The following is a 23,464-nucleotide window of genomic DNA, read 5'->3' on the forward strand; positions in this document are numbered from 1 at the left end:
GGCTTGTGCCATCGTTTCCCATGCCCAAGCTCCCGCCCAAGCCGCCGTCCAGCCCTCCGCCCCGGCCCTTCACTCCGCTCCCCGCCGCCGCGGCCTGGCGCCATCTCGACGCGCGGGTCGGGTTCGAGGTCGTGTACGCCGAGCCGTACGGCGACGGGCAGCGGATCGAGGGCCGGACGACGGCGATGGAGGACGGCGAGATCTGGGCCGTCGGCTACACGATCGAGCTGGACGCCTCACGCGTGACCCGGGAGGCACGGATCACGGGCCGCTCGCTCGCGGGAACCCGCGAGACCACGCTCACGGCGGACGGCGCCGGCCGCTGGCTGGTCGACGGCGCCCACGCCGCCCACCTCGACGGCTGCCTCGACGTCGACCTCGAAGCCTCCGCCTTCACCAACGCCCTGCCCGTCCGCCGCCTCGCCCTGGACATCGGTACGCCGACATCGGCCCCGGCCGCGTACGTACGCGCTGTCGGTCTCGGCGTCGAGCGGTTGGAGCAGGAGTACACACGGGTGGAGGACGACGCGGACGGACGGCAGCGCTACGACTACGCGTCGCCCGCCTTCGACTTCGCGTGCCGTCTCGTCTACGACGCGTCGGGTCTCGTCCTCGACTATCCGGGCATCGCCGTCCGCGTGGGCTGAGGCGTGGCAGAGCGGCGCACAGCGCCCAACTGGCCCCCGCTGGTCGGCGCGTTCGCGTTTCCGCTGACTCCGTGATTCCCGGAGTGGTCCGAATGGCGTCAGCGAAGCCGGTACCCGTTCCTCCTCCAGGGCGGAGTTTTCCTGCGAAAGGGGAGAAAAGCGGGTCAAAACCGCATAAAGATTCCTTCTCCTGTAAGTCTAGTGCTGATGCGTTTTCGGCAAAGAAGTGCCGCGCCGGGGCAAGATCTGTCCAAGCGCATGCTCGGCGCAGACACATGGACTCTGTACCGCGGTGCTTCCCCACAGAAAGAAGACAGCGCATGCGCTATGGAAGCGCGCTCCGTGACGAAGTCACGGCACCGGGAACGACACCCTTGATCGGTGTCTACGACATGTACTCGGCATCCGTCGCCGCCGGGCACTACAACGGTTTCTTCGTCTCGGGCTTCGGCTTCGCGGCGTCGCACTACGGCCTGCCGGACATCGGATTCATCGCCTGGCCGGACATGGTGGCCTTCACCGAACGGCTGCGCGGGGCCTTCCCGCGCCACCACCTCCTGGTGGACATCGACGACGGGTATGTCGACCCTGAGGTGGCCTGCCATGTGGTGCAGCGCCTGGAGCGGATCGGGGCCTCCGGGGTGATCCTGGAGGACCAGAAGCGCCCGCGCCGCTGCGGGCACGCCGACGGCAAGCAGGTTCTGCCGCTGGGCGAGTACCTGGACAAGCTGAACATGGTCCTGGCCAGCCGCACCGATCTGCTCGTGGTCGCCCGCACGGACGCGACCGAGGAGGACGACATCCTGCGCAGGGCCGAGGCCCTGTCCGAGACCGAGGCCGATGTGGTGCTGGTCGACGGGGTGCGCAGCGTCGACTGGATCCACCGGATCCGCAAGGTCGTCGGCGACAAGCCCCTGCTGTTCAACCAGATCGCCGGAGGCAAGTCCCCCCGGCTGTCCCTCTCCGAGCTGACCGATCTCGGCGTCGACGTGGCCATCTACAGCACGCCGTGCCTGTTCGCGGCGCACCAGGCGATGGACACCGCGCTGGCCGAGTTGAAGTTCGCCGACGGCCGGCTGCCGGCCATCGGCGACGCCAGTGGCGCGGTGGGCGTCGCCGAGTCCACCGACCTGCTGGCCAGGAACATCAGCCGCCACCACCCGGCGCTCGTGGAAGTGTCGGTATGACGAACGCCTCGCGCGCCCGCCTCGCCCTCCGCCGCATTCCCGCCGCCCGAGCGGCGGCCGTGACCGTGGCGGCAGCCGCCGCCCTGGGCGCCGGGGCCGTTCCGGCCCAGGCGGCGGACGGCCTCATCGCCCTGACCCTGGTCGACAACTCGGGGGCGGATTCCTGGCTGGAGGTCGACCGGACGGCGAACTACAACACGGGCGCCGGCACCTCCGGCAGTGACCACGACGGCAGCGCCGTCGATCTGATGGACACCCTCATCAACCCGGACCGTCCCGGGGACGAGCAGGATCAGTCATGAGCGGCGCCGGACAGGAGAACGGCGGGCATGAGGACGGCAGGCATCTCGCCACCGCTCCGGTTCCGGCGCCCTCCAGCACGGATGCGGCCGTGCGTCGAGGTTTACCGGACCGCTTGAGGTTCCTGAGAGCCGTCGACCCTTATGTCGCGGCTCTCGTGGCCACGGTCGCACTCGCCTGTCTGCTGCCCGCCACCGGGCGGGCAGCGGACAGCGTGGGCATCGCGTCCGACGTGGCGATCGGTCTTCTCTTCTTCCTCTACGGCGCCCGGCTCTCCACCCGGGAAACCCTCGCCGGGCTGCGCCATGTGAAGCTGCACGTCCTGGTGCTGCTCGCCACCTTCGTACTCTTCCCCGTGCTCGGGCTGGCCGCCGTGATGCTGCCCCAGTTGCCCGACCAACTCCACGCAGGCGTCCTGTACTTGTGCGTCGTGCCGTCCACGGTCCAGTCCTCCGTGGCCCTCACCGGGCTCGCCAAGGGCAACGTACCCGCAGCGATCTGCGCCGGTACCTACTCCAGCCTGCTCGGCCTGGCGGCGACCCCGCTGCTCGCCGCCTGGCTGATCGGCTCGGAAGCCGCCCTGTCCGCGGACGGACTGCTGCGGCTTGGCGGGCAGTTGCTCGCCCCCTTCATCGCCGGGCAACTGCTCCGGCGCTGGATCGGCGGCTTCGTCGCCCGGCACAAGCGGGTCCTCGGCCCGGTCGACCGGGGCTCCATCCTGCTCGTCGTCTACACGGCGTTCAGCTCCGGAATGAACCAGGGCGTCTGGCACCAGGTCACCGTCTCCTCCCTCCTAGTTCTGCTGGCCGTGCTCACCGCCCTCTTCGTTGTCGCCCTGGGATGTACGCAGGGCGCCGCACGGCTGATCGGACTGGATCCTCCGTCCCGTATCGCTGCCGTGATGTGCGGATCGCAGAAGAGCCTGGCGAGTGGGCTGCCGATGGCGGCCGTGCTCTTCGGCGGGCGGGCCGCGCTGATCGTCCTGCCGCTGATGGCCTACCACCAACTGCAACTGGTGATCTGCGCGGCCCTGGCCCGGCGCTGGGCCCGCCCGCCCGGCCGAGTGCTCAGCACACCGACCGCGACCGTCACACCCTGAGCCGTGTCCCTTACTTCCCTTGGTGGTTGAAGCGGTGGACGCCTGTCGTCGCCGAGTACACCTTGTACGGGCGTTCCCCCGCCGTGTCGTCGCGGACGAAGGCGACGTCCGGGGGAGCGGTGACCGGCCCGCCCTGGGTGGGAACCCAGATCTCGGCCCGTGTGTTGGGCGGGATCTCGACCCGTAGATCGATCCGGCCGTCCGCGCGGCGCCGCCACTCCGACGTGACCGTGCCGCGAACCGTGTCGATCGACGCGGCGACATGATCCAGCGGCGCCGGAGCGAGATCCGTGTCGTCGACCGACGCGGGGACCCTGCTGTTCACGGCGACAGAGGGAATGAACGGCCGGACACGGACGGTCTCGTACGCGATCGATGTCGGCATGATGCCGGCGAGGCCCTGGTAGAACCAGGTCGCGACCAGGCTGCGGTAGTGATGGTTCAGCGAGCCGCCGGTCCAGTTCTCCCACAGCGACGTGGCGCCCTGCGCGATCTGGTGCACATAGCCGGGCGCGCCGGTCTGTGTGACGGCCTTCAGCGCGATGTCGGTGTAGCCGTACGCGTCGAGGATGTGGAACTCGTACCGGGATCCGTACATGTCGCTCTGGAGATGGTGACCCGCGGCGACGATGCGGTCGGCGAGGAGCTTGGCGAGGGCGCGTTCGTTCTCCGCCCGGGTCCGGCCTCCCGCGAGATGGCAGGGGTCGTCGGCGGGCAGGTCGGAGCCGGGCACCAGACCGTAGGCGATGGCCATGGCGTTCTCGCTGGAGATGCTGCCCCGGATGAAGTACCCGAGATCCGCGTCCCAGTAGTGGGCGATGAAGGCGCGCCGCAGCGTCGCCGCCAGCTTCCGGTAGTGCGCCACCTTGGCGGTCCGGCCCAGGAGTTCGCCGACGTCGACCATGTAGTCGCAGAAACGGATGTAGAACGCGAGGCTGATGACCGCGTTGTCGCCGCCGCTCTCCGCACCCGAGTAGGCGCCCAGCGCCGCACTGAACCGGTAGCCGTTGGCCTCGGTGAACAGCACCTCGTAACTCTTGAGGAGTGCGTCCTGGTGGTCGTACAGCGCGGCGAACAGGGTGTCGTTGCCGTAGTACGTGTACAGCTCCCACGGGATGACGAAGTACGCGGAGTCCCACGCCGGTACGGCCTTCCAGGTGGCGTTCCAGCCCGGGGTGCGGTCGTAGCCGTAGCCGCCCTTGGCGGCCGGCAGGATCATCGGGAGCTGCCCGGTGGAGATCTGTCCGTCGGGGAAGTGCCGCAGATACTTGGTGAAGGCGGCGTTCACGTCCCAGGTCAGCGACTGGGACTCGGAGCTGGCCATGGTGTCGCCGGTCCAGCCGTTCTTCTCCCGCGACGGGGTGTCGGTGGGCTTCTGTACGAGGTTGTTCTGCTCGGCCCACTCCAGGTTGCTCTGGATGCGGTTGATCAGCGCGTTGTCGGTCCTCAAGGTGCCCGTGCGGGCGAAACCCGACCGAGCGACATGGACCCGGAACAGCGCTTTGTCCCGGCCGGGATGCGGCGCCCTGCCCAACGCCCCTTCGATGTTGCGGACTTCGAGGTAACGGAAGCCGAAGTGGCTGAACTGCGGCTGCCACGACTGCTGGGCGGCGCGGCTGAGTGTGTAGTAGTTCGTCTGGAGGTTCGCGTCGTGGAAGTTGTTCTCCTCGGTCACCACCAGCGGAGCGGCGGCCGTGCCGGCGCCGGTGACCTGGTTGCCGCCCCGCATCCGCAGGGTCACCCCTTCGCGGCGCCGGTCGACGCCGGTGAGGGAGACCTCCACGAAGCCGGTGAGGATCTGCCCGAAGTCCGCGACCCACACCCCGCTTCCCGGCGCGGTCTCCTTCAGCGATACGGGTTCCCGGACTTCCTGGACGAGTACGGGCTCCGCCTCGTGGGCGCGTACGACCGCCGGAGTGAACCCCTCGGGGACGGTGGTGGCGGGCAGGACACCGTGGTACTTCGGCCGCGGAGCCTGGCAACTGCCCGGTGCGATGAGCCGGGTCGCCGCCTGCCAGTCCTTGCCCGCGCGGTAGCCTCGGGTACGCCATGATCCCAGGTCGAGTTCGCGCCGGGCGTCGTACTTCTCACCGGAGTAGACCGAGTCGAACGTCGTCGGCCCGTCCGTGGTCCGCCAACTCTCGTCGGTGACCAGCGTCGTGGTGGAACCGTCCGCGTAGGTGACTGACAGCTTCGCGCGCAGGCGGGGTGCGCCCGAGTACGGTGCCAGGTTCCAGTACCACTCCTGGGGTGTGGTGACGCCGTACCAGCCGCGGCCCAACTCGGCGGCCAGGACGTTCTCCACACCGTCGTCCAGCAGCCCGGTGACATCGAAGGTGTCGTACAGAACGGCACGGTCGTAGACGCTCTGGTCGGTCAGCAGGCGCGGCACATTCGTCCGGTCCTTGCTCGCCCGCCCGCCGTCCACCGTGAGCGGGGAGCCGTTGACCGTGAAGGTGACGCTGCCCGCCGCGCTCAGATAGAGGCGGGCGCGGGTGATCCTGCCGGGCCGCAGCACCGCCGAACCGCGCAGGACCGGCGCCGGGTTGGCGATGGGGAGCATTGCGTTCTTCGCGACGAATGTCAGACCGCCCACGGTCCCGACGCCGCTCTCGAACGGGTTGGCCCCTTCGGTGAGGTCCACCGCGAAGTCCGGCGCCCCGGTCCCCGACACCTTCATGCTGCGTACGATCGCCGAACTGCCGCCGCCGAACCCGACGCTGCCGTGCCGCCGGATCTGATCGCCTTGAAGGGTACGGGAGTCGACGCGCACGCCGTTGACGGTCGTGGTGATCGTGGCGCCTTCGGCGGCGACCGTCACCGTATGGTCCCGCTCGGTCCAACTGGCGGGAGTCAGACCGGTGTTCTCGGGGATGGGGACGGTTCCCACGGGTACCGAACGCACCCCGGTCGCCGTCGGATTGGTCTCGCTCTGGGGGTCGAAGTGGTTCACTCCCCAGTCCGGTGTGGAAGTGCCGTCGTCGACCCAGGTGTTCCCGGCGTAGTGGGTCGTCCGCATCACGAGTTCCATCCGGTCGCCGTTCAGCCGGAGGGTCCAGATCAGGGCCTCGCCCCAGGTCTTGCCGATGGGCTCGGCGCGCAGCAGCAGGGCCAGACCGGTGGCGGGCGCGGGACCGCCGCGGAAGACGACCGTCGTGCGCAGGTCCCGCCAGTCGTGGTCCTGCGGATGCCGTCCGCCGATCCACCGGGCCCCCGACCAGTCGGCCTCGCCCCGCAGCAGCCCCGTGTCCCACCGCGCCGGATCGCTCCACCGGGAGACCCGGCCCCGGTCGTCCCAGGTACGCACCCGCCAGTGGTGGGGCCGCGCGGAGGACAGGGGTTCGCCGCTGTACGGGACACCGTGGCTCGTGGAGCCGGTCACCTTTCCGGTGCTCCACAGGTCCGCTCCGCCCGGCGCGGTGCCGACCTGTATCTCGTAGGCGGTCTGCCGTACGACGGCCGGGAGCCAGCTGAAGACGGGACGGGTCTCGGTACCGAGCGGCTGCGTAACGGAGTTGACCTGGAGCCCGGTCACCCGGCCGCCGGACGCGCCGCCCTGACCTGCCGGAGCGGTCGTGGCGCCGGCGGCGGGGATGCCCACGAGCGGCAATGCCAGCCCTGCGGTCCCGGCACCGATGATGCCGATCATCTGCCTGCGGTTGAACGCGCTGTCACCGGGTCCGGGCATGCCGAATCTCGCTCTCTGGTCGGTGGGTGCGGGGCTCGGAACAGGAGTTGAGACGTTTCAAGCTGTAAACGCACGCTAGCCGCGCGACGCAAGTGTCGCAATGGTTCCGACGTGAAGTGTCCTTGCCCGAGGAGGCGGGGACAGGGAACACCGCATACATCTCAGAGGAGTTGAACGATTCAATACGCGCATGCGAAACGGCCCGGCGGACAGGCCGGGCCGTTTCGTTGAGAGCGGGGGGGCGGGCTGGGTGAGGTGCCGCCGACGGGGGTCAGGCCGCTGCGGCCGTGGTGCTGTCGGTGACCCGGCGGATGACCTCCGTGAGACCGGCGACGACCTCGGCGTCGTCGCCGGGGTGGGTCTCCGCGAACCGGATGAGGGAGCTGGGGAAGGACAGCTTGACGTCGTCCAGGACCGTGCCTCCCGCGATACCGACGGCCTTGCGCGCCTCGTCCTGCGCCCACACGCCGCCGTACTGGCCGAACGCGGTGCCGATCACGGCGACGGGCTTGCCGGAGATCGCGCCGGCGCCGTGCGGACGCGACAGCCAGTCGATCGCGTTCTTCAGGACGGCCGGGATGGTGCCGTTGTACTCGGGCGAGAAGAACAGGAAGGCGTCGGCCTGCCCCGCGGCCTCACGCAGCCGTGCGGCCCCGGCCGGGACGCCCGACTCGACGTCGATGTCCTCGTTGTAGAACGGCACGTCGGCCAGGCCCTCGTACACCTGGATGTCGACGCCCGAGGGGGCGAGCTTCACGGCGGTCTCGGCGAGCTGGCGGTTGTGGGACCCGGCACGGAGGCTGCCGACGAGCGCGAGGATGCGTACAGACATGGGTGGAACTCCTGGGGGGAGGGTGATCAAGAATTTATCCGGACCGGGGTCCATTTAAAGTTGTACCATCTATCCGGACCGTGGTCCACTTCGTCTGGTGGCACGTATGCTGGCGCCATGACCGGTTTCGACCCGCCCCTCATCGCCTCGTACGACGCTCCCGACGGGAAGACCGAACTCGCCCTCACCCCGGACGGCGAGCCGCCCGCGCTGCGGGCCGACGCGGCGCGCAACCGCGTCCGCCTCCTCGAAGCCGCGTCGCGCCTGGTGGCCGAGTGCGGAGCCGCGAATCTGACCATGGAGGCCGTCGCCACCGCCGCCGAGGTCGGCAAGGGCACCGTCTTCCGGCGGTTCGGTGACCGCACCGGTCTGCTCCTGGCCCTCCTCGACCACAACGAGCAGCGGTTCCAGGCAGCGTTCCTCTCCGGCCCACCCCCCATGGGCCCCGGCGCCCCCGCACTCGATCGCCTGCACGCCTACGGCCCCGCCGCGCTGCGTCACGAGTGGACACACCGCGACCTCTATCTCGCGGCCTGGACCGAACCCGGGCGCAACAACACGGTCCCCGCGACCCGGCTGCGGCTGCGGCACCTCGCCCTGCTGCTGCGCGAGGCCGGCGCGGACGGCGACATCGAACTGCTGGCCCAGACGCTGATGAACTACCTCGACGTCGCCCTCGTCCACCACCTCGTCACCGTGCGCGGCATGACCCTGGAACGCCTGGAGACCGGCTGGAGCGACCTGGTCACCCGCCTGGCGACCCCGGCGCCGACCTCAACCCCGACTCCGACGCCGTCGACGCGGCCCGGGGAAGACGGTTAGTCCTCTGAACGGGAGTTCACTCCTCGTGGCATTTCTTGAGACGCACCGCACCCTGCTGCGCCGACTGCTGCCCGGCTCCGCCCTCGGACAGCGAACAACAGGCCCTCTCCGCATACCACGATGGCGACAAGGAAGAACTCGCGGACGGCCTGGGCGGCTATCGGTGAGACGTCAGGGGAGTCGGCAGGTGAAGTCCGCCGCGGGCAGGTTTCCGTCGCGCAGATAGGCGTTGACGGTCCGGTCGACGCAGGGGACCGGACGCAGACCGTCGACGGTGCGGCCGTACACCCCGTGCGAGCGGATCTCCGTCGTCACCAACCGGGAGCCGGTCAGCCTGCGATGCAGGGCGAGGGCGCCCTCGTACGGGACATTGTTGTCGCGGCGGGCCTGCACCATCAGGACGGGCACCTTGTTGCCGATCCGCGTGCCCGGTTCGCGCGGGGTGCCGTTCCAGAACGCGCACGGCGCGATCATGCCGTTGACCAGCGGCCCGAACACCGGCTGCGTGGCGCGGCTGCGCTCACTGTTGTGCCAGTACGTCTCCGGGTCCTCCGGCCATCCCCCGGCGGGCCAACCCCCGTCACCGCACAGGAACAGGGCACCGCCGATGAGGCTGTCCGCCAGCTCGGGAGACGCCAACAGCTCAAGGAGCGAGGCGAGTTCGGGTCCCGGCTCGACCGGCAGCCCGGCCGCCGCGTCGACCAGGTCCCGTACCGAGGCCGCCAGGGCCGCGTCGTGTTCCTGATGCTGGACCAGTTGGCGCAACAGGAGCCGCAGCACAGGCGCGTCGAGGCGTGTGCCGGACACGGCGACCGGGTGCCACTCGGCCCCGCTCAGCAGTCGCTCCACGGTCGCTCGCACGGCGGATCGGGTGCGGCCGAGCCCGTACCGGTCGTCGTGCCGGGACGCCCAGCGCGCCCACTCGTCGAGGCCCTCCTCCAGCGGCACGCCGGCGCCCTGGAACAGCTCGTACTGCGTGAGGGCCGGGTCCGTCGAGGAGTCGATGACGACGCGGTCGGCGTGCCGCGGGAACATCTGGGTGTAGACGGCGCCCAGGTCGGCGCCGTACGAGACGCCGTAGTACGACAGCTTCGGCTCGCCGAGCGCCGAGCGGATGGCGTCCATGTCGCGCGCCACATTGCGGGTCGAGGCGTGCGGGAACAGCGTCGCGTTGTCGCCGTACCCCTGGCAGCGGGTGGCCAGATCGCGTGCGGACCGTACCGACGTCTCGAAGTCGGCGCGTGGTGACGTCGTTTCGCCGGGTGGGGGTGTCGGCTGCGCCGGTGCGCAGGTGACCGGGGTGCTCTCGCCGAGGAAGCGGGGGTCGAAGCCGATGAGGTCGTAGCGGTCGGCCACGTCCTTCAACGCGGGCCGCAGCGCGAGGGTGTTGGCGAGTCCGGTGCCGCCGGGACCGCCCGGGTTGGAGAGCAGGATGCCGCGCCGGTGGGCCGGGGACGCGGCCTTCACCCGGGAGATCGCGATCTGGAGGGTGCGTCCGCCGGGGTCCGTGTAGTCGAGGGGTACGGTGACCTTCGCGCACTCGGCGCCGGCCTCGTTCAGCTCCTTCTGCTCCGGCGAACAGGCGCCCCACACAAGGCGTTTGCTCTCCGCGCGCAGCAGTACCGAGGTGTTCGTGGCCGCCGGTTGTGCGGCTCCCGCCGGGACGGCTCCGGACAGCAGGGCGGCCAGTCCGAGGCCGGTCGTGATGGTGGATGCGACGCGCATCGGGCTCCTTGAGTGGCGCCCAGCTTCTCGGCGCGGGGTCGGCGGATCGGGCGACGAAAGTCACCCCCGACGCTAGAAACCCGCACCGCCCCGGAACATCCGGCCACCCCGCCGATCCCCTGTGGGGGTAACCCCCGGTCCCTGTCCCGGTTCCGGGGGCCGCACGCCCGCGGTCACGGCTTGATGCCTACTCCCGTCCACAAGCTGACCTCGGCGTCCGTGATCTCCGTGCGAACGGCGGAGGCCGAGCCCTCCGAGCCGGAGTCTTCCGAGGCGTCCGGCCGCCAGCGGTGGCCCAGGGAAAGGCCCGGGTCGAGCAGGTCGAGCCCGTCGAAGAAACGGGCCACGGCCGCCTTCGGGCGGAACTGCACCGGTGTCCCGGACCGCGTGTAGATGTCCGTGACCTTCTCCCACGTCTCCGGCGCGAAGTCGGGCGTGCAGTGCGTCAGGGCGAGCGCACTGCCCGACGGCAGCACGTCGAGCAGCCGCCCCACGATGCCGTACGGGTCCTGGGCGTCCGGGACGAAGTGCATCAGGGCGTTGAGCGAAAGGGCGACCGGACGGCTCAGGTCCAACACCTCTTCCAGCTCGGGCGAGTCGAGCAGTGACGCGGGGTCGTTGACGTCCGCCTCGATGTACGTCGTGCGGCCCTCGGGAGTGCTGCGCATCAACGTCTCCGCGTACTTGAGGACCAGCGGGTCGTTGTCCGCGTAGACGACCCTGGCCTCCGGGACGACGGACTGCGCCACCTGGTGCAGATTCGGCTCGGTCGGGATGCCGGTTCCGATGTCCAGCCACTGACGTATCCCGTGTTCCCGGGCGAGGACCCGCGTCGCCCGGTGCATGAAGGCACGGTTCTCCCGCGCGCACACGAAGATGCCGGGGTAGACCGACGCGACTGTCTCGGCGGCCTCCTTGTCGACCTCGAAGTGATCCTTGCCGCCCAGGTAGTAGTCGTACATGCGGGCGGAGTGCGGCCTGCTGGTGTCGAGGTCCCGTGCGGCAGAGGAGTTGGTCATCGTGTGCCCTTCGTGGTGTGCGTCGCGAGCGGGGTGGGTCACGGCCGGGACCCACCCCTGACTGATCGCGAGGTGACCTGATTCAGGAAGAAGCCGTCAGGTGGTCCGCGAGCCCGTTCTTGACCCCCGTGACGAAGGCCGTGATCTCTTCCGGCGTGTAGATCAGCGCCGGGCCGGTCGGGTCGGTCGACTGGCGGATCGCCACCCGTCCGTCGGCGAGTCGTTTCGTCTCCACGCACTGGCCTCCGCTGGTGCCGCTCCATGGGCGCTCCCAGCCCAGCTCACCGAGGTCCGTCGCGGGCATCCCGTTGTAGATGTCTCTGCCGTCGATGGTCATGTGTACTCCTTGCGCCGGTGGTTCAAGAGTGCCCTGCTCTCCGCACGCGAGGTGAGCAGGGACATCCGGTTGTGCGCCTCTAGATGCGTGGCCACTTCGGCCCGCTGGTCGAGGTACATGGAGCCGGAGCAGATCTCGGTGTAGACGATGTCCGGCAACTCCGGTTCCGCGAACCGGAAATGGGTGAACGGCGCGAACGCGCCCACATGCGCGCCCGCGCTGAACGGCACGATGTCAAGCGTGATGTGCGGCAGCTCCGACGCCTCCAGGAGCCGGTCGATCTGCTCCCGCATCACCTCGGGCCCACCGACGGCACGGTGCAGCACGGCCTCTTCCATCACCACCCACAGTGTGGGCGGATCCGGCTTCGTCAGCAGGGTCTGACGGCGCAGCCGCAGATCCACGCGCCGTTCGAGTTCTTCGTCGGTGCCGTAGGGAAACCCGGCCCGCAGCACCTCGCGCGCGTACGCGTGGGTCTGCAACTGGCCGGTGACGTAGTGCGGTTCATAGGTCCGCAGGGTCTTGGCGCCGGTCTCCAGGCTCACATAGGCGGTGAACCAGCTGGGCAGCACATCGCGGTACCGATGCCACCAGCCCGGGGTGTTGGCCCGCTCGGCCATCTCTATGAACTCGTCGATCTCCTGGCGTTCTGACCCGTAGGTCTCCAGCAGCTTCTCGACATAGAGGATCTTCAGGCCGACTTCCGCCTTCTCCAGCCGCCGGATGGTGAGCGGTTGTACGCGCAGCGCCTTGGCCGCGCCCTCCAGTGACACCCCCGCGCTCAACCGCAGCTCCTGAAGCCGTCGGCCGAGGATCATACGGAGAACGGTGGGAGCGTTGGTCACGGAGCCCGGACGGGCATCGCTCACGGCCTACCTCCTGAGTGACTGTCACCACCGCGAGTCTGTCAGGTACTTGCTGAACAGACCAGACCGATACGTGCTTTCTGAAATTATCAGGGAGTCGGTTGCGGCGTGATCGATGCACCGAGCATGATGTCAATGTGAGCGACCCGACCAAGCGCGCGCAGAGAACACCAACACCCGTATTGAAGGCCACGATTGGTGTGCGCCGCGCACGGACAGGGCTCGGTGATCCCGTTCCGCCCCAGACCGTGCCCCGGTCCGGACGCTCACTCGGAGAAGTGTTTCACCGCCCCATCCGGACATGTTCCGCCTCCGCTCCGACGGGGGTGCGGCGGGTCGATCCCTGCTGGACGAAGAGCAGTAGCCCGGCGTTCTCCCTCCCCGCACCGCCCGTCCCCTGACGGAAGGCGACGACCGTGTCCCCCCACACCCGCCCCCCTGCCCCTCAGCTGCTGGACGGCACCCGCACGGACCGCGTCCACTGGCTCGAACTGCCCGCCGTCGGCCCGAGTGTGGGCGCCGCGCGCCGCTCGGTCGGGCAGAGACTCGATCTGTGGCGGCTGTCGGGGGATGTGCGCGCGGACGCCGTCCTCATCGTGTCCGAGCTGACCACGAACGCGATACGACACACCTCCAGTAAGCAGATCCTCTGTTGCGCGGGGCTCACTTCCGACGGCCTGGTCCACATCGAGGTGCACGACCACGACGTGGCGCCCCGCAGTCTCCCGCCGCGCTGTGCGGGACCCGACGACGAGGGCGGACGCGGCCTGCTCCTGGTCCAGGAGATCGCGGACAAGTGGGGGGTCGAACGTTCCCTGCTCACCGGGGGGAACGCCGTCTGGGCCGCGCTCACCGGGGAGCCGCCGGCATGACACGCGACGTCGTGGAGGGTGCGGACGGTGTGGAGGACGTGGACGGCGCGGACGGTGTGGAGGGCGCGGACGGTGTGGAGGGCGCGGTCGGTGTGGTGGGTGCGGACGGCGTAGAGGATCCCGCCACGCCCGTGCCCCTCGCGGTCCATCCGTCCATCGACCGTCCCCGGTGCGCGCGCCTGGTCGACGCCGCGCTCGGCTGGAGCGCCGACGAGGGACCCGCGGACGCGGAGGAGTGCGCGCGCGTCGCCCGTGAACTGACCCACCAGGCCCGCGCCCTCACCGACGAACTGCGGTACCGCGCCCCGCACATCGACCCCGACGACCCCCGACTCGCGGCGCTGACCCGGACCCTGCTCGCGGAGGCGGACCGGCGCCTGTCCGTACCGCACCCCGACCTGGCCGGCGTTCTGCACGCCCAGAACCGGGCCCGTCTCGTGCAGGCCCTCCACCGTGGTCTCGACCGACTGGACGCCGCGCGCCGCACCCACCCGCACTGACGTTCACGCGCCCCTTGCGGCAGGTCAGCGGCCTGGGTGGCTTCGACTGCTTGGGGCCGCTTCAGCGGCCGACGGGATCCCGTTCGGACCCGTCACCCGGGGACACCAGCGCGAGATGCCCGCCGTCGTCGAGCGGCGTCGGCACCGACAGGGTCGCCACGACCGCGGCCGTGACCGTGTCGACCACATGGATCTCGCCGTGACCTCCCCGCGTGACGGCGACGAGATCCCCGCCGGGTGACGCCGCCACCGCCCGCCGCTGCACCCCGTCCCAGGGCGTACCGCCCGCACGCGGCGCCCCGTCCATCGCGGGCAGCGGTACGCGCGCCGTGACCACGGGCGCTTCGGGCGCCACCAGGATCAGTTCGTCCCCGTCGGGATGCACCCGCGCGTACGCGACACGGCGCGCGGCGACCGCCAGCCGGAAGACCAGACCGGGGCCGAGCGGCAGTCGCCCGGTACGTCCGGAGTCGAGCGCGTACCACCAGGCGTCGTTGGTCCACTCCGGCCACCGGCCCGGATCGGAGGGCCCGCCCCGCACACACGACCACAGCGCCCGGCGTACGGGGTCCAGCCGCAGGTAGTACCCCCGGCCCTGGCCGCCCCACGACAGCGGCGCGTCCGCCACCAGGGACGCGCCCTCGCGCCGGGCACGGTGGACGCCCGAGCGCGCCGCCGCGAACAGCCGCCCGGTGACCGGGTCGTAGGCGTCACCGTGCCCGTCGTCGTCGGGCAACCGCACCTCGTGCACCGGCGCGACGCGCGGGCAGCCGGATGGGGCGGCGAGTAGATCGGTGTGCCGGTACGCGGTGAGAGAACCCGGTTCGCGGTGCCGGAGAACCACCAAGGCGTCGGGTGCGTCGGTCGCTGTCCCGGTGACCGGCATCGAACCCTCGGCACCGGGATGTTCGGCCCCTTCGGCGCCGAGAACCGTCACTCCGGGCTCGCCCGTCCGCGTACGCACCCGTACGGCCCGTGGTCCACCCCCCGACCTCAGGTCGACGGCGGTCAGGACATCGCTCCACGCCTCCTCGTTGCGGCCGAGCCCGGTGGTGACGGCGAGCAGCCGTCCGGACGGATCGGCGGCCAGATGCTCCGCCGGTGTCGCGACCGGGACCGCCGTCTCGACCAGCGGTCGACCGGCGTCGGGGCCGTACGGGTCGAGGACGACGAGTTCCCCCGCGAGGTCATCCACGAACGCGGTACGCCCCCGCGGCAGCGCCAGAAATCCGGCGTGCTCGGCGAGGTGCCGGCCCTCGATCCGACCGGTCTCGCGACCGTCGGGGAGGCTCAACACCCGGATGAATCCAGCGACTTGGTCGGCGACGAGCAGGCGGGGCGAGAGGGAGTGCGGGAGGGGCTGCGGGATGGGGTTCGAGCGAGGTTGTGCGGGCGGCATGGTGACTCCGATGGGGTGGGGGACCGACTAGCTATTGGAAATGATTATCATGAGGCTCGTTGTCGTCGAGACGAGGAGCGAGAATCCATGGCGCGCAGAACGCTGATGACGGTCCGGCGCTGGGCCGCCGCCGCGGTCCTGGGAAGCCTGCTGGCCGGGTGCGGAACCACATCCGGGAGCGAGGGGCAGGACAAGGCGGCGAAGGAGAAGACCGACATACGGGTCGAGCCCATCGCGCAGGCGCGGAAGATCACCGATGCGCAGGGCGTCACCGTCACGACCGAGCGGGCACCTCGCCGCGTCGTCTGCCTTGTCGCGCTCTGCGACGACATGCTCGCCGAACTCGGCATGACCCCGGTGGCCACCAACTCCCAACTCCTCGCGCACCCACGCTTCCTGGGCAAGGAGAAGGCCGCGAAGATCCCCGTGGTCCCCGGCGGATTCCTCAGCCCCGAGGCCGAGGCGATCCTGTCGTACCGGCCGGATCTGGTGATCGGGCTCAAGGACACCCACGGCAAACTCGCCCCCGCGCTCAAGGGAGCCACCGTCTTCTGGCCCGTACAACCGGGCCGCTGGCAGGACAGTGTCGGCTACCTCCGCGACCTGGCCGCGCTCACCGGACGCACGGACCAGGGGGAGAAGGCCGAGCGGACCTTCCGGGAGAAGCTCGCCCGCGCGGAGGGCACGAAGAGCGACAGGACCGCGCTGATCATCTTCGGCAGTGACGAGAACTTCGGTGTCGCGACCCCCGGCAACGACGTCGCGGCCGGACTGTTCCCGAAGATCGCCGACTACCCGTGGAAGAGCCGGGGTGTCGAAGGCACGTACAGCATGGAGGAGGTCCTGGCCCAGGACGTGGACGTCCTGTTCGTGGAGACGCTCTCCTTCGGCGGGCCGTCCGACGGGAAGCTCTCGGACAGACTCGCCAAGAACCCGCTCTGGTCCCGGATCCCGGCCGTGCGGAACGGCGCCGTGCACGAGGTCGACGCCGAGGTCTGGGCGAAGGGACGCGGTACGCGCTCCCTCGGCATCGTCCTCGACGAGGCCACGGCCCAACTGAAGTGAGACGTCAACTGGCCCTGGTCTGCGGGCTCCTGACGCTGACCGTCGTCGGCCTCGGCTTCGGCACCCCGTATGTCCCGCTCCCGGACCTGCCGGGCGAGTTCGTGGTGACCGAACTGCGGTTGCCCCGGCTCGTCCTCGCGCTGATCGCCGGTGCCTGTCTGGGGGCGGCCGGTCTGGTACTACAGGAGGCCCTGCGTAATCCGCTCGCCGTGCCCGAGATGCTGGGCGTCTCGTCGGGAGCCGCCCTCGGGGTCGCCGCCCCGCTCGTCCTCGCCGTCCCGGTGCCGCTCCCGGCGCAGCCGCTGCTGGCCATCGGTGGCGCGGCCATCGGCGGATTACTGACCCTGCTCGCGGCGGGGTTCGGGCGCAGTCCCTCCGCCGTCCTGCTCACCGGTGCGGCCGTGGCGGCGGCGCTGCAAGCCACGCTCCTCGTTCTGATGGTGCTGGCCGACCAACTCGACCTCCAGCTCATCTACCGCTATCTGCTGGGCAGTCTCTCCGCCCGGACCTGGGACGACGTGACCGGACTGTGGCCCTGGCTCGCCATGGCCGTACCCGCGCTCGTCCTCTGCGCCCCGGTCCTGTCCGTGCTGAGGCTCGGCGACGACGACGCGCGGGCCCTCGGCGTACGGGTCCGGCACGCCCGCCTCGCCGCGCTGGCCATCGCCGTCCTGCTGATCGCGCCGGTCGTCGCCGTGTGCGGGCCGGTCGCGTGGGTCGGCTTCCTCGCGCCTCAACTCGCTCGCCGGCTGCGGCCGGGCGGGGACGCCGTGCGATGGCTGCCCTGGGCGGCTGTCTGGGGCGCCCTGGTCGTGGCCTGCGCCGATCTGCCCGCCCGCCTCGCGCTGCTGCCGATCGAGACACCGGTCGGCGCGTGGACCGCGCTCCTCGGCGTACCGGCGGGCGTCGTCCTGCTGAAGACGGCGGGTAACCGTCGCCCGGCGGGACCGGCCGAGGCGAAGGAGTACGCGGGAGGTGCGGCCAGATGAGGCGGCGGTTGTGTCTGCTCGGGGTGCTCGTCGTCCTCGTGGGCTGCGCCGATCTCGTCGCCGGACGCGCGGTCGGGCCGCTCGGCGTCGGCGAGGTATTGGGGGGCGGCGGCGACTCCCTCGCCCGCCATGTCGTGCTCCAACTCCGGTTGCCCCGGACCCTGGTGGCACTCGGCGCGGGTGCCTGTCTCGGAGTCGCCGGTGTCGTACTCCAGTCGGCGCTGCGCAATCCGCTGGCCGGACCCGAGGTCACGGGCGTCACACCGGGTGCCGTACTCGGAGCGGTCGCCGCCACCGGACTCGGCCTCGCGGGCTGGGAGTCCCCGGCCGCTGTGGTCGCCGCCGCCGTACTCGGCGGATTCGCGGGCGCGAGCCTGCTGTGGCTGCTCACCGGACGCGAGAGGGGCGACCCCACGCGGATGGCGGTGCACGGGGTACTCGTCTCGGCGGTCCTGTCGGGGCTCACGGCCATGGTGCTGCTCGTCGCACCCGGTGAACTGGGCAGCGTGGTGCAGTGGTTGGTCGGCTCCACGGAAGGCCGGGTCTGGGAGCACTGGGCCCTGCTGTGGCCCTGGGCGGCCCTCTGGTTCCTGGCCGCCTGGTCGCTCTCGGGGCCGCTGACCCTGCTGCGCTGCGGCGACGAACAGGCCGCGGCGGCCGGCCTGCACACCGGCAGGGCGCGGTCGGCCGCGCTGGTCTGCGCGGTCGCCCTGACGGCGGGCGCGGTGTCGGCCGTGGGCGCGCTCGGATTCGTGGGGCTCCTGGTGCCCCATCTGGCGTTCGCCGTCCTCGGCGCCGATCTGCGCGTGGCCCTGCCGGGCGCGGCGCTGCTCGGCGCCTCGGTGGTCTGCGGCGCGGACGCCGTGGCCCAGTGGCTCTCACGCGCCGCGGCCGACCTGCTGGAAGCCGACCGGCTGAGCGTGCCGACCGGCGCGGTGACGGCCTGGGTGGGAGCGGCGCTGCTGCTGATCGTGGCGCGCCGCTCGGTGAAGGAGGAGACATGATCCGTCTCGAAGGACTGCGCTTCGGCTACCCGGAACGCAGTGTCGTCGGCGGCATCGACCTGACCGTGTCCGCGGGCGAACTCGTCGCTCTGGTCGGCATGAACGGGTGCGGCAAGAGCACCCTGCTACGCCTCTGCGCCGGACTGCTGCGCCCGGAGGCGGGAAAGGTACTCCTGGACGGCGACGACCTCGCCGGACTCGCCCGCAGAGCGGCGGCCCGCCGCGTCGCCCTGCTCCACCAGTCCGCACCCGCCGTACCGGGCATGACGGTACGTCAATTGGTGCGCCAGGGACGGTACGCGGCCCGTGGCCCCCTCGGGATGCTGCGCGGCGGCGACGACGCCGCGTGCACCCGGGCCATGGCCGACGTCGGAGTCACCGCCTGGGCGGACCGGCCCGTCGACTCGCTCTCCGGCGGCGAACGGCAGCGCGTACGGCTGGCGATGGCGCTCGCCCAGGACACCCGGGTGCTGCTCCTCGACGAGCCCACCACCTACCTCGACCTCCGGCACCAACTGGAGGTGATGCGCACGGTCACCCGGCTGCGGGAACAGCGTGGCCTGACGGTCGTGATGGTCCTTCACGACCTCGGCCACGCGGCCCGGTTCGCGGACCGGATCGTGGCGCTGCGCTCGGGAGCCGTGGCCGCCGACGGGGCGCCGAAGGACATCGTCACGCCCGAGCTGCTGTCCGAGGTGTTCGGTGTCGTCGGACGGATCGGCCGGGACCCGGAGGGCGGATGGCCGGTGTGTTACCCGGATCACCCTGTTGGTGACCACCAGCCCTTGCGGAATGAAAATCATATTCATTAGTGTCTACCTGTGCCCGCCGGACAACCGCCGGAAGGGCTTCCCCTCAACGATGGGAGTTCAACTCATGGACCAGAACAAGGTGTTCACCCCGATCGCCGAGCAGAGCCAGCTCGCCCACCTGTCCGCCACCCACTCCAACGCGCTCGTCGAGAACCCCTTCGACGAGATCGCCGCCGACGTCGACGCGGACAGCGACAAGTAGGACACGCGCCGTCGGGCCCGCCCGGATCGCCTTCCCCGGGCGGGCCCGACCCGCACCCCCCGCCCCTACCTCGTACGCCCCTATGTGAGGAGCACTCGTGAGCGCCACGCGACTCGCCCCCGGTGTCGCCCTGGTCACCGTCCCCGGCAGGGGACTGGCCGTCCGTACTCCCGACGGGGAGTTCCTCCGCGTCGACACCGGCGACGTGAGCGAGGCCGCGCTGCTCCGCCACCTGGACCGACGCTCCGGCGCTGATACGGGACAGCCGGTGTCGGAACCTGAACTGGCGCGGCTGGAGCGGGCGTTCGAGGCGGCCGGCTATCTGGTGCCCGCCGACGTCGGCCCGCCTGCGGGCGCGATATCGACCGCCGCGCTCGCCGGTCGGCGAGTGCTGCTGGTGGGGGACCCCGTCCTGGTCGACCCGTTGGCACGCGGCGCGGGCGGCGAGGGTGCCGACGTACGGCTCATCGAACCGGACCGGATCGCGGAGTCCGTGGCTGACGCAAGGGCCGCGGAGGTGCCGACCGCTGTCGTGTGGTGCCTGGACTCGCCTGTACCGCCTGGGAGTTGGGACGAGGCCGACCGGCTGCCGCGTGACGGAGTCGCCTGGCTGCGTTGTCACCGAGAGGGCTGCTACGCGTGGGTGGAGCCGCCGGCGGTGGCCGAGGGGGACGTCACCTCCGAAGATGTCCGGCTGCGCCGGCTCGCTGCGACCGCCGCGTACCGGGAACTCGCCGCCTACTGGGCGGGATCGTGCACCGAGGACACAGGGCCCGCACACACCACCGCGTCCGGCGTGCTCACGGCGGCGCTGCTCCTCGGGGACCTCGTCGCCTGGGCGGCGGGCGAGCGGCGTACCCGGCGACGGCTGCGGCGGATCGACCTGCGCGCGCTGACCGTGACGGAACACGTGGTGCTGCCGGTGCCGCGGGTGGGTCCGCTCGGGGCGCACGGACCGGGGTCGGACACCTTGAAGGCGACGGCCGAAGCCACGACGAAAGGCACGGCGAAGGCCACCGCGAAGGCCAGCGTGCTCGCCCTGTCCGACGCCGCCGAGAGCGTTCCCGAAAGCAGCGTTCCGCGATGAGTGCCGACCTGGTCCACCTGCTGCCCGTCCCGGGTGCCCGACTCGCCACCGACGTCCACCTCCCGGCGGGCGGAGCACCCGCCCCTGCCGTCATCATCCGCACCCCTTACGACCGCGCGAGCCATCGCGCCGAAGCCCGCGCGTGGGTGGCCCACGGATTCGCCGCCGTCGTCCAGGACGTACGCGGACGGCACGGATCGGACGGGACCTGGCATCCGTACCGGGGCGAGGCGGCCGACGGTGCCGCGACGCTGCGGTGGGTCCGAGCACAGGACTGGTGCGACGGGCGCGTGGTCGCTGCCGGATCCTCGTACGCCGCGTATTGCGCGCTCGTCACGGCCGTGGGCGACGACGCCACACCCGCACCCGGCACCCCGCCCCACACCAAACCCGGCGCCCCGCCCGACCGTGCGTCCAGCACCGCATCCGGCCCGGCGCCCAACACCCCATCCGCCTACCCATCCGCCTCCCCACCCGACACCGCACCGGACGCCGTCATCGCCGCCGTCCCCGCACTCGGACCCGCCGAAGTCGCCCGCGAACCCTCCGGTGTGGAGCGCCTCTACGCGCGCGCCGGCTGGTGGGCGGCCCGCGGGGACCGGCCTGACTCCGACGCGACGGCGCTCGACAAGGCCCTCGCCGGCGACCCCGGACTGTTGGAACACCTGCCGGTGACAGGGCTCCCCGACCGGCTGGGGCGGCCGATGTCCTCGTGGCCCGGTGTCTGGGACGACTGCCGTCGCGACCGGGTCATCCTGCGCGGTGCGACAGCCCACGTGCCGCTGCTCGCGGTCGGCGGTGCCCGCGATCCCTTCGTCACGGACACGATGAACCTCTGGCGGCACTGGGGCGGCCCGTCGCGGCTGCTCGTCGGACCCTGGGGGCATGGGCTGACCACCGACCCGGCGCCCGAGGCCAGGGCGGGACACCGGGTCAACCTCGGTGCGCTGTACGCGAGTTGGGCCCGCGCCGCGCTCGACGGGACCCAATCCGAAGGCACGCGGGGAGTCGTCGCCCTCGGTGACAGTGACCGCTGGTACCCACTGGGAGGCGGACCCACCACAGCCTGCCTCCGGCACTTCGTACCCCCGCATGGCCTCCGCCTCCTCCAGGGTCGGGCCTTTCTCGCCGATCCCGAACACCCCGTACGCTCCGACCACTTGGACATCGACCCCCACCACGCCGCCGACCGCGCCCTGCTCGTCACACCACCGCTGCCTCGGCCGGTGGACCTCCTCGGAGCCGCCGAGGCCCGGCTGTGTGCCGCCGCCGACACCCCGGTCGCCGACTGGTTCGTACGGCTCGTCGCCCTCGACCCGCACGGCCGTGCCGCACCGCTCGCCGTCGGAGCCGTACGCCGTGCCGACCCGGCGGGCACCCACGTCCGCTTCACCGTCCCGCTCGGCTTCCTCGCCCGCCGGCTCGACGCGGGTACCCGACTGCGGGTCGAGATCGCGGGACACCACTTCCCCGCGCACGCCCGCAACCCCCACACCGGCGAGAACCCCGTGACCGCCACCCGGCTGAGCCCGTCCCGCCGGACCCCGCGGACCACGGGCACCGCGCTGCTCCTGCCCGCCGGACTCGGGCGGCGCACCGACCCCGTAACCGACCTCGCCCAGGAGCTGTGCACGTGACCTCGACGCCGCTCTCCGCCGACCTGCTCGTGGACCCGGTCTGCGGGCTGATCCGCTCCGTCGCCCCCGTACCCCACCCCTCCGGCGCGCCGCCCCGCTACACCGCCATGACCGCCGAGGTGTCCGACACGCGCCGCTTCGGTGCCTGGCCCGCCGACCGGGTGTCCCTCGGGACCACCTTCGGCGACCCCGAAGGCGCCAGGATCGCCGCCATCGCCGAGGCCGCCGAACGGTACTGCGGAAACCGGCTGCCCCCGCCCGGCCACCCCGACGCGCCCCGCCGGGCGACAGCGGCCCAACTCCTCGCGGAGGGACGAACGGTGTACGGACCGGGCGACCTCCCGACCTACGCCGACTGGCAGTACGCCCGCCCCGGTTTCGCCTATCGGCCTCTCGCACTCGACACCCCCGCCCTGTGGGCCCGCGCCCAGGAGAACGGCGACGACTGCTGGGCGCCCGTCGCCCTCACTCATCTCAACTGGCGTCAGGGCGAGTTCACGTCCCTGCCCCGCACCCACCACCTCAACTACGCGGGCATAGCCACCGGTCAGGGCTTCGACGACGCGGTGGAGCGCGGACTGCTCGAAGTGGTCGAGCGGGACGCCCTGGAGGTGTGGTGGCATCTCGACGGACCGACACGCGGCATCGACCTCGCGAGCGTGCCGGGCCTGACCCGGGATCTGGAAGGGTGCGGCCTGGAAATCAGCCTGGTCGAGATGCCGTCCGAACTGGCACCCTGCGTGGCCGCGCTCGCGTACGACCCCGAACGCGGCATCCACGCCGCCGGATTCGCCTGCCGCTACGACCCGGCCGACGCCGCCCGCAAGGCCGTACTCGAAGCCGTGCACACCTGGGTCTTCACCCAGGGCGCGGTCGACGCCGACGGCTGGGTGTTCCGCGCCGTCGAGGCCGGCATGCTGGCGCGCGGCCTCTACCTCGACCACCGTGCCGATCGGCGGTATCTCGACAGCTGCGGGCCCGAGTTCGGCGCGGTACGGGACCTCGGCGCCCATGTGCAGGTCTGGCTCGACCCCCGGACGGCACCGCTGGCCCGCCGCTTCACGCACCCCGAACTGGGCGTCGTACCCGTCGACGCCATCGCTCCCACGAACCGCGGGGAACTCGACGCGCGGCTCGCCGCCGGCGGGCACCGGGTGATCACGCTGGACCTGACGACCGAGGACATCGCCGAGACCTCGCTGCGCGTGGCGCGGGTCCTCGTGTCGGGTCTCGTCCCCAACGCCCCCGCCGCCTTCGGCTACTTCGGCTGCGGGCGCTTCGGACAGATCGCCGTCGGACGAGGGTGGCGGTCATCGGCGCCCGACGGTCCCGGCGACTTCACCCTCACGCCCGCACCGCACATGTGAGGCGGGCC

Annotated in this window: 22 protein-coding genes; 15 read left to right on the forward strand and 7 right to left on the reverse strand. The window is 71.3% G+C overall.

The window, feature by feature from the left end; all coding sequences use genetic code 11:
* Nucleotides 1-20: 20 nt before the first annotated feature.
* The 4 genes from ACFVT5_RS09140 to ACFVT5_RS09155 all read left to right on the forward strand — a co-directional run bounded on the left by ACFVT5_RS09140 (nucleotide 21) and on the right by ACFVT5_RS09155 (nucleotide 3,233).
* Nucleotides 21-647: a putative glycolipid-binding domain-containing protein gene (locus ACFVT5_RS09140; RefSeq protein WP_389883239.1), complete on the forward strand. Its 627-nt coding sequence runs from the start codon at nucleotides 21-23 to the stop codon at nucleotides 645-647.
* Between the two features lie 320 nt (nucleotides 648-967).
* Nucleotides 968-1,834 carry an oxaloacetate decarboxylase gene (locus tag ACFVT5_RS09145; RefSeq protein WP_389883242.1) on the forward strand — a complete coding sequence of 289 codons (867 nt, stop codon included), beginning with the start codon at nucleotides 968-970 and terminating at the stop codon, nucleotides 1,832-1,834.
* Nucleotides 1,831-2,136 (forward strand): hypothetical protein, encoded by a 306-nt coding sequence (locus ACFVT5_RS09150; RefSeq protein ID WP_389883245.1) that lies wholly within the window; start codon nucleotides 1,831-1,833, stop codon nucleotides 2,134-2,136. The genes ACFVT5_RS09145 and ACFVT5_RS09150 overlap by 4 nt, the downstream gene beginning before the upstream one ends.
* On the forward strand, nucleotides 2,133-3,233 hold the full coding sequence (locus tag ACFVT5_RS09155; RefSeq protein WP_389883248.1) for a bile acid:sodium symporter family protein: 1,101 nt from the start codon (nucleotides 2,133-2,135) through the stop codon (nucleotides 3,231-3,233). The genes ACFVT5_RS09150 and ACFVT5_RS09155 overlap by 4 nt, the downstream gene beginning before the upstream one ends.
* Before the next feature lie 10 nt (nucleotides 3,234-3,243).
* Here the strand turns inward: ACFVT5_RS09155 and ACFVT5_RS09160 are convergent, their stop codons facing one another.
* Both ACFVT5_RS09160 and ACFVT5_RS09165 read right to left on the reverse strand, forming a co-directional pair.
* Nucleotides 3,244-6,921 carry a family 78 glycoside hydrolase catalytic domain gene (locus ACFVT5_RS09160; protein ID WP_389883250.1) on the reverse strand — a complete coding sequence of 1,226 codons (3,678 nt, stop codon included), beginning with the start codon at nucleotides 6,919-6,921 and terminating at the stop codon, nucleotides 3,244-3,246.
* Nucleotides 6,922-7,192: 271 nt separating this feature from the next.
* Complete coding sequence (locus ACFVT5_RS09165; RefSeq protein WP_389883253.1) at nucleotides 7,193-7,753, reverse strand: NAD(P)H-dependent oxidoreductase; 561 nt, start codon at nucleotides 7,751-7,753, stop codon at nucleotides 7,193-7,195.
* Nucleotides 7,754-7,870: 117 nt separating this feature from the next.
* On the opposite strand from ACFVT5_RS09165, the gene ACFVT5_RS09170 reads away from it, so the two are divergent.
* Nucleotides 7,871-8,575: a TetR/AcrR family transcriptional regulator gene (locus ACFVT5_RS09170; protein WP_389883255.1), complete on the forward strand. Its 705-nt coding sequence runs from the start codon at nucleotides 7,871-7,873 to the stop codon at nucleotides 8,573-8,575.
* A gap of 171 nt (nucleotides 8,576-8,746) precedes the next feature.
* Here ACFVT5_RS09170 and ACFVT5_RS09175 read toward each other — a convergent pair whose 3' ends face one another.
* The 4 genes from ACFVT5_RS09175 to ACFVT5_RS09190 all read right to left on the reverse strand — a co-directional run bounded on the left by ACFVT5_RS09175 (nucleotide 8,747) and on the right by ACFVT5_RS09190 (nucleotide 12,525).
* A complete protein-coding gene (locus ACFVT5_RS09175) occupies nucleotides 8,747-10,300 on the reverse strand; it encodes an alpha/beta hydrolase (protein WP_389883258.1) in 1,554 nt (517 codons plus the stop codon).
* A gap of 173 nt (nucleotides 10,301-10,473) precedes the next feature.
* Nucleotides 10,474-11,319 carry an SAM-dependent methyltransferase gene (locus ACFVT5_RS09180; RefSeq protein ID WP_389883260.1) on the reverse strand — a complete coding sequence of 282 codons (846 nt, stop codon included), beginning with the start codon at nucleotides 11,317-11,319 and terminating at the stop codon, nucleotides 10,474-10,476.
* 82 nt (nucleotides 11,320-11,401) lie between these two features.
* Entirely contained in the window at nucleotides 11,402-11,656 is a 255-nt protein-coding gene (locus ACFVT5_RS09185) for a DUF397 domain-containing protein (protein ID WP_389883263.1), read from the reverse strand.
* Nucleotides 11,653-12,525: a helix-turn-helix transcriptional regulator gene (locus ACFVT5_RS09190; RefSeq protein ID WP_389883266.1), complete on the reverse strand. Its 873-nt coding sequence runs from the start codon at nucleotides 12,523-12,525 to the stop codon at nucleotides 11,653-11,655. Before ACFVT5_RS09190 ends, ACFVT5_RS09185 begins: the two co-directional genes overlap by 4 nt.
* 413 nt (nucleotides 12,526-12,938) lie before the next feature.
* On the opposite strand from ACFVT5_RS09190, the gene ACFVT5_RS09195 reads away from it, so the two are divergent.
* On the forward strand, nucleotides 12,939-13,394 hold the full coding sequence (locus tag ACFVT5_RS09195) for an ATP-binding protein (RefSeq protein ID WP_389883268.1): 456 nt from the start codon (nucleotides 12,939-12,941) through the stop codon (nucleotides 13,392-13,394).
* A complete protein-coding gene (locus ACFVT5_RS09200) occupies nucleotides 13,391-13,894 on the forward strand; it encodes a hypothetical protein (protein ID WP_389883269.1) in 504 nt (167 codons plus the stop codon). Before ACFVT5_RS09195 ends, ACFVT5_RS09200 begins: the two co-directional genes overlap by 4 nt.
* Nucleotides 13,895-13,955: 61 nt before the next feature.
* On the opposite strand, the gene ACFVT5_RS09205 is transcribed toward ACFVT5_RS09200, so the two are convergent.
* Nucleotides 13,956-15,293, reverse strand: coding sequence for a hypothetical protein (locus ACFVT5_RS09205; RefSeq protein WP_389883272.1), 1,338 nt, complete (start codon nucleotides 15,291-15,293; stop codon nucleotides 13,956-13,958).
* An 87-nt stretch (nucleotides 15,294-15,380) separates the two neighbouring features.
* Between ACFVT5_RS09205 and ACFVT5_RS09210 the strand changes: the two genes are divergently transcribed.
* From ACFVT5_RS09210 to ACFVT5_RS09245, 8 genes are all read left to right on the forward strand, one after another.
* Nucleotides 15,381-16,358 (forward strand): ABC transporter substrate-binding protein, encoded by a 978-nt coding sequence (locus ACFVT5_RS09210; RefSeq protein WP_389883275.1) that lies wholly within the window; start codon nucleotides 15,381-15,383, stop codon nucleotides 16,356-16,358.
* Complete coding sequence (locus ACFVT5_RS09215; RefSeq protein WP_389883278.1) at nucleotides 16,355-17,347, forward strand: FecCD family ABC transporter permease; 993 nt, start codon at nucleotides 16,355-16,357, stop codon at nucleotides 17,345-17,347. Before ACFVT5_RS09210 ends, ACFVT5_RS09215 begins: the two co-directional genes overlap by 4 nt.
* A complete protein-coding gene (locus ACFVT5_RS09220) occupies nucleotides 17,344-18,351 on the forward strand; it encodes a FecCD family ABC transporter permease (protein ID WP_389883280.1) in 1,008 nt (335 codons plus the stop codon). Before ACFVT5_RS09215 ends, ACFVT5_RS09220 begins: the two co-directional genes overlap by 4 nt.
* Nucleotides 18,348-19,163, forward strand: a complete 816-nt coding sequence (locus tag ACFVT5_RS09225) for an ABC transporter ATP-binding protein (protein WP_389883282.1) — start codon at nucleotides 18,348-18,350, stop codon at nucleotides 19,161-19,163. The genes ACFVT5_RS09220 and ACFVT5_RS09225 overlap by 4 nt, the downstream gene beginning before the upstream one ends.
* A gap of 64 nt (nucleotides 19,164-19,227) precedes the next feature.
* Nucleotides 19,228-19,365 (forward strand): streptamidine family RiPP, encoded by a 138-nt coding sequence (gene amiA / locus ACFVT5_RS09230; RefSeq protein ID WP_389883285.1) that lies wholly within the window; start codon nucleotides 19,228-19,230, stop codon nucleotides 19,363-19,365.
* A 97-nt stretch (nucleotides 19,366-19,462) separates the two neighbouring features.
* Nucleotides 19,463-20,452 (forward strand): hypothetical protein, encoded by a 990-nt coding sequence (locus tag ACFVT5_RS09235; protein ID WP_389883288.1) that lies wholly within the window; start codon nucleotides 19,463-19,465, stop codon nucleotides 20,450-20,452.
* Nucleotides 20,449-22,089 carry a CocE/NonD family hydrolase gene (locus ACFVT5_RS09240; protein WP_389883291.1) on the forward strand — a complete coding sequence of 547 codons (1,641 nt, stop codon included), beginning with the start codon at nucleotides 20,449-20,451 and terminating at the stop codon, nucleotides 22,087-22,089. The genes ACFVT5_RS09235 and ACFVT5_RS09240 overlap by 4 nt, the downstream gene beginning before the upstream one ends.
* The gene (locus ACFVT5_RS09245; protein WP_389883294.1) at nucleotides 22,080-23,456 is read left to right on the forward strand and encodes a YcaO-like family protein; all 1,377 of its coding nucleotides are present in this window, start codon (nucleotides 22,080-22,082) and stop codon (nucleotides 23,454-23,456) included. Before ACFVT5_RS09240 ends, ACFVT5_RS09245 begins: the two co-directional genes overlap by 10 nt.
* Nucleotides 23,457-23,464 lie beyond the last annotated feature (8 nt).

The sequence above is a fragment of the Streptomyces sp. NPDC058001 genome, from assembly GCF_042886315.1.
Classification (GTDB): Bacteria; Actinomycetota; Actinomycetes; order Streptomycetales; family Streptomycetaceae; genus Streptomyces.